Source organism: Mumia sp., from assembly GCF_028803055.1.
Classification (GTDB): Bacteria; Actinomycetota; Actinomycetes; order Propionibacteriales; family Nocardioidaceae; genus Mumia.
The window spans coordinates 1-2,259 of sequence record NZ_JARBCJ010000307.1 but is presented as its reverse complement, the minus strand read 5'-3'; the positions used below and the strand labels follow the sequence as shown (position 1 = coordinate 2,259).

The following is a 2,259-nucleotide window of genomic DNA, read 5'->3' as shown; positions in this document are numbered from 1 at the left end:
CGGCGAGCAGGGCGCCGAGGTGCCCCCGTGCGAGCGCGCGGGCCGGGAGTCGGGTGGAGGCGGGCATCATCGGGTTCCGACCAGGGTTCCGGCGAGCATCTCCGGCGTGGGGTCCACCAGGTAGTCCTGGATGCGACCCTCGTCCATCACCACCGTGGCGTGGGCGCGGTGCGCGGCAAGGGGATCGTGGGTCACCATCACCACCGTCTGACCGACGTCGTCGACGAGGTCACGCAGCAGGCCGAGCACCTCGCTCGCCGTACGAGCGTCCAGGGCGCCGGTCGGCTCGTCGGCGAAGACCACCTCGGGGCGAGCCGCCAAGGAGCGCGCGATCGCGACGCGCTGCTGCTGCCCACCCGACAGCTCGGCGGGACGGCGTCGCAGGAACGGTCGCAGGCCGATGCGATCGATCACCTCGGCCAGCCATGCGTCGTCGCCGTCGGTTCCGGCGACTCGCAGCGGGAGGCGGATGTTCTCCTCCACGCTCAAGGAGGGCAGCAGGTTGTACGACTGGAAGACGAACCCGACCGCCCCGCGGCGGAGGAGCGTGCGCTCGGTCTCGTTCAGCCCGGAGATCTCGCGACCGCCGATGACGACCTGGCCCGAGGTCGGCGTGTCCAGACCGGCTGCGCACTGCAGCAACGTCGACTTGCCGGAGCCGGACGGGCCCATCACGGCGAGGAAGCTGCCTCGCGGGACCTGCAGGCTGACCCGGTCGAGGGCGTGCACGGGGCCGTACGTCTTGGTGACGTCGCGCAGCTCCAGCGCGTGGATCGAGGGAGTGTGAAAGCTCATGTCTCGACGGTAGGAACGGCGGGCCGCCAGGCCCATCCAGCCACCTGGTCAACCGACGGTACAGCCCGCTGTACCGACCTCTGGTGCGCCGGAGGGTAGCGTGACGGCCGATGGACAGCGAACAGGCGACGGGCCCCGGGCGGAGCCTCCGCGGCCGACTGCGCGATGCGGTGCACAGCACCGGCTATACCGCCTACGGCGCGGGCATCGGGCTCCTCGCTGCGGCCAGCCTGCCGTTCGGGATCGTGGTCGCCGTCCTGTGGTTCCTGCGCGTGGGTCGGCGCCTGGTCCTGCCCTCCCTCGCGTGGCTGCGCTGGTTGAGCGATCTCGAACGTGAGCGTCTGCGACGGCTGGGCTACGTCGTCGACGAGCCGCTCAGCCGGAGCGGGTCCCCCGAGGAGCAGGCCGCTGACCCGGCCACGAGACGGGAGCTCGGCTGGCTGGTGATCCACGGGACGTTCGGGGTCTTCCTTGGCGCGGTGGTCGTGCAGCTCTTGCTGATCACCGTGCACGACCTCGCGTACCCGCTGTGGTGGCAGTACGTGGGCGTGGGGGAGCAGGAGCTGCTGAACGGGCTGCTGCCGGCGAGCAGCGACAGCCGCGCGCTCCTCGGGCCCGTGATCGCGGTGATCGCCTTCGCGCTCTGGTTCCTCGGCGCGCCTCGTCTGCTCCGGTGGCAGGCGGAGCCCGGCCTGCGCCTGCTCGGTCCGCCGCCGGGCACCGATCTCTCGGCGCGGGTGGCCCAGCTGACCGCGACGCGGGCCGCGGCCCTCGACGCCCACACGGTTGAGCTGCGCCGCATCGAGCGCGCTCTGCACGACGGGGCGCAGAACCGGGTGGTCGGAGTGGCCGTGCTGATCGGTGCCGCACGCCGCGAGGTGCCGCGCGATCCCGTCCGGGCCGAGGAGATCCTCGCGCGTGCTCAGGACACCACGGAGGACGCACTCGCCGAGCTGCGAGCCGTCGTCCGCTCGATCCTGCCGCCGGTGCTGGAGAACCGCGGCCTCGCGGGAGCCGTCACCGCGCTTGCCGCCGACTGTGCGGTGCCCTGCACGGTGACCATCGACGTCCCGGTGCGCTGCCCGGCCAGTGTCGAGGCGACCGCCTACTTCGTGATCGCCGAGGCGTTGACCAACGTGTCCAAGCACAGCCGGGCAGATCGGGCCGAGGTCGAGGTGCGCCTCGACGCCGGCCGGCTGCACGTGCGGGTCAGCGATGACGGGCGCGGGCGCGCGGACCCGGCCGGCGGGACGGGTCTGGCTGGCATCATCCGCCGGGTCGAGGCGCTCGACGGCCGAGCCTGGGTGACCAGTCCACCTGGGGGACCGACGGAGGTAGGGGTGGAGCTGCCGTGCGGATCGTGATCGCCGAGGACGACACCCTGCTGCGGGAAGGGCTGAGTCTGGTGCTGCGCGGGGAGGGTTTCGACGTCGTCGCCGCCACCGGTGACCCGGACTCCTTCCT

Annotated in this window: 2 protein-coding genes; one reads left to right on the top strand and one right to left on the bottom strand. The window is 72.5% G+C overall.

Annotated features, from left to right (window positions below):
* Positions 1-66 precede the first annotated feature (66 nt).
* The gene (locus PV363_RS17415; RefSeq protein WP_301023035.1) at positions 67-795 is read right to left on the bottom strand and encodes an ABC transporter ATP-binding protein; all 729 of its coding nucleotides are present in this window, start codon (positions 793-795) and stop codon (positions 67-69) included.
* 110 nt (positions 796-905) lie between these two features.
* On the opposite strand from PV363_RS17415, the gene PV363_RS17410 reads away from it, so the two are divergent.
* Positions 906-2,159 carry a sensor histidine kinase gene (locus tag PV363_RS17410; protein ID WP_301023034.1) on the top strand — a complete coding sequence of 418 codons (1,254 nt, stop codon included), beginning with the start codon at positions 906-908 and terminating at the stop codon, positions 2,157-2,159.
* Positions 2,160-2,259: the final 100 nt, after the last annotated feature.